Raw genomic sequence first — 3,072 nt, 5'->3', positions numbered from 1 at the left:
CCTGCGATCACTCCAAAGAGTGACCAAACGGCCAGGCCCGACGATAAGGAACAAGCTCAGAAGCTGTGTCACAACCTCTTTTTGCAGGTCACCGGAGGTGGACTGGGGGAGATGCCTGATGTCCCGTTCGGTTTGGCGTCGATGGACGGTGGAGCGAACGGCTGGCTGAGGGCACGTGCTGGTTAGGCGTCGCGTCGGAACAGGGCAGTCCACAAGAAGGGTTCGCCGAAGTGCGCTGACTCGGGCGGTTCGTCGCGCATGAGTCGAAGTTCGACCTCTGTGAGGTCGGAGAAGATCCGTCGTAGGGACTGTGAGGTGTAGGCGAGTCCGCCGTGGAGGCGGGCGTCGCGGTAGAAGGCCGCGTCGGGGAGGCCAGATCCTCCCGTCTCTGCGTCTGTGAAGCAGGTGAGCGCGAAATAGCCGCCGGGTGCGAGGAGTTGGTCGAGCAGGGCGAGGTAGCTGATTCGACGGTGGGGTGGCAGGTGGTGGAAGCAGCCCGAGTCGTAGATCAGGTCATAGCGTCCGCTCAGCTCGGTGCCGGCGAGGGCGAAGGCGTCTCCCCTGTGGAACCGGATGCCGGCCCCGGCCTCACCGGCGCGTTCCTCGGCCCAGCCGACGGCTGCCGGGGAGAGGTCGACGGCATCTACCTGGAAACCGTGGGAGTCCAGGTAAAGGGCGTTGCGTCCCGGGCCGCAGCCCAGGTCGAGGGCCCGTCCAGGGGTGAAGAGCCGGCGGTCGACATATGAGGCGAGATTCTCGTCCGGCTTGGCCGCGAAGAACGGCACTGGCTTGGAGCGGTCGGCATAGAAGGTGTCCCACCAGACTGCTGCGTCGCTCGTCCAGCGGTCGGCCTCGGGCGTGAACAGGTCGTCAAGGAGTTTCAACACGTCCTCGACGGTGCGGATGTTGCGGTCCATCCGGCCCCCTTTCGCGATGAGGAGACGGTACGGCCAGACAGCACAAAATCCCAGCTCAGCGTAGGTGGTGCATAGCCGTGGAATGGCGATGGCGGGCTTGGGAGAAGAGTCCGTGAGCTGAGTCCACGACCCTGCGCGCGCGGCCGCTCCTTCCTCTGCTGAAGGGCATAACGGCGGCTTCGGGGGTGGCGCTCAAGCCAGTTTCTGAAGTTTGTTCTTCAGGCGGCTTCCGCGAGGCTGACAGGGTCCGCCGTGAGGCGGCGGTGCGGGCGGGACAGGCGGCGGGACATGAGGGTGATGAAGGCCCACTGGATGTGGGCTTCCGCGTGAGACAATCAGCCGCTCATAGTCCCTTGCGTTGCGCCGGGCCCGCATCGTCCACGAATTCGACCGCTCAACCACCCAGCGCTTGGGCAGCAAGACAAAGCCCTTGGCGTCCTTGGGCCGGGAGACGACCTTGACGGTGATGCCGAGGGCGGTCTGTGCCCAGGTGCTGAACTCGTCTCCGCCATAGCCGTTGTCCGCCCAGACCAGGACGATTTCGGGGTGCTCGGCGTGAAGACGGGTCAGCAGGACGCGCGCCGCGTCCCGGTCCTGGACGTCGGCCGGCGTGACGAGCAGGTCGACGAGCAGGCCGTCCTGATCAACCAGGAGGTGCCTTTTCCTCCCATTAATATACTTGCCGTTATCCCGGCACCGGGATAAGAACAAGAAGATCAACGGCGCAAGCGGCACCTGGTCGTGGACACCAAAGGCCTGCCGCTGTTCGTCATGGTCACCCCGGCCGACATGACCGACCGCAACGCGGCCAAAGAAGTGCTGTTCCGCCTGCGGCTGATGCACCCCGAGATCACCATCGTCTGGGCCGACTCCGCCTACGCCGGGCAGCTCGTCGACTGGGCGAAAACCTTCCTGGACCTGACGATCAAGACCGTCAGCCGGCCGAAGAACGTCCCCGGGTTCGTCGTTCTGCCCCGGCGTTGGGTCGTCGAACGTTCCCATGCCTGGGTCATGCACGCCCGCCGGCACGCGCGGGACTACGAACGGCTCGTCCAGCACTCGGAATCGCTCATCACCTGGGCCGCGATCACCCTGATGACCAGGCGCATCACCCGCCGAAACTCCCGCAGGAGCGGACAGCCGGCCTCCCGCGAGGCCCACCGCGACTGATCCAATCGGCACTGACCGTCGTCAGCGCCACCAAGAGGTCACCGGGCCCTCAAGCCCGCCCAAGTCTCGCACCACCACCACGACGACTTCATCGACGCACCCCGGCCGAGCGCCCCGGAAAGCGCATCAGCGTTGAGCCCAGAACAGAGCGTGCCCGCCTTCTCCTTCCGGCACGAACTCCTCCTGCTGGACCGTCAGCCCAGCTTGAGTGATCCATGCTCGGTTCGTGGCAGCGTCCGCGTGACTCCACCACATAGCGGTACCGCCGCCCAGCCAGTCCTCATCGACACCGGTCCAGGCCCGATGGCCGGTGGTGCCCAGGAACCAACCGCCAGGCCGCAGCCATCCGGCGACTTTCCGGAGCAACGGAAGCTGTTCCTCGAGCGGGATGTGGATCAGTGCGTAAAAGGAGACGACCGCGTCGAAGGAGGCTGGCGCGAAGTCCACAGCCGTAGCGTCGGCGCGGATGAACTCGGCCTGCGGCACGAGTTCCCGGGCCCTGCGGATCTGCACCTCACTGATGTCGACGCCGGTGACACGCCGACCTGCAGTTGCCAATGCGCGGGCGACAGGGACCCCGCTTCCGCACCCAAGATCCAGCACCGCACCGTCGGCCGGGATACGACCAGACAGTTCGCTGATCCAAGGCTGATACTTCGTCTCGGCGCCATACGCCTGGTCGTAGCGGAGGGAGAGCGCGTCGTACCCTCGCCGGACCAGTTCCTTGGGATCTTCAATGTCCACGCCGGTGCACGCTAGCGGCCCACGCTGAGGGCCGCGAACGCTTTTCCCCGGGCCTCAGCGCACCGGCAACGTCACGCGAGACGAGACACACGCCACCGAACACCCCCCGTTCGAATTCTGAGCTGGGCAAACACCGAAACCCCACGGACTCCATGTCATGAACGGCTCAGGAACAGGCACAGAGCTTGACGTTTATGGTCCGGCGTCGAACGCGGCTCGAACTTGATCGGCGTTTTCGCAG

4 protein-coding genes and 1 pseudogene are annotated in these 3,072 nt (G+C 65.4%); 2 read left to right on the top strand and 3 right to left on the bottom strand.

The features are described from left to right. A partial coding sequence (locus tag IE277_RS48690) for a hypothetical protein (RefSeq protein ID WP_229882597.1) occupies nt 1–186 on the top strand: 186 nt, incomplete at its 5' end. Here IE277_RS48690 and IE277_RS46430 read toward each other — a convergent pair. Further along, nucleotides 183–917: a class I SAM-dependent methyltransferase gene (locus tag IE277_RS46430; RefSeq protein WP_189960149.1), complete on the bottom strand. Its 735-nt coding sequence runs from the start codon at nt 915–917 to the stop codon at nt 183–185. The genes IE277_RS48690 and IE277_RS46430 overlap by 4 nt on opposite strands. Nucleotides 918–1,109: 192 nt before the next feature. Next, nucleotides 1,110–1,628 carry a transposase gene (locus tag IE277_RS46425; RefSeq protein WP_373311024.1) on the bottom strand — a complete coding sequence of 173 codons (519 nt, stop codon included), beginning with the start codon at nt 1,626–1,628 and terminating at the stop codon, nt 1,110–1,112. Between IE277_RS46425 and IE277_RS46420 the strand changes: the two are divergent. Beyond that, a pseudogene (locus tag IE277_RS46420) lies at nt 1,606–2,100 on the top strand (transposase); the annotation flags it as partial. The gene IE277_RS46425 and the pseudogene IE277_RS46420 overlap by 23 nt on opposite strands. A gap of 113 nt (nt 2,101–2,213) precedes the next feature. On the opposite strand, the gene IE277_RS46415 reads toward IE277_RS46420, so the two are convergent. Further along, nucleotides 2,214–2,831, bottom strand: coding sequence for a class I SAM-dependent methyltransferase (locus tag IE277_RS46415; RefSeq protein WP_189960145.1), 618 nt, complete (start codon nt 2,829–2,831; stop codon nt 2,214–2,216). Nucleotides 2,832–3,072 lie beyond the last annotated feature (241 nt).

This window comes from Streptomyces alanosinicus (assembly GCF_014650595.1).
In the GTDB taxonomy this organism is placed as follows: Bacteria; Actinomycetota; Actinomycetes; order Streptomycetales; family Streptomycetaceae; genus Streptomyces; species Streptomyces alanosinicus.
This window is presented reverse-complemented; position numbering and strand designations above follow the sequence as displayed.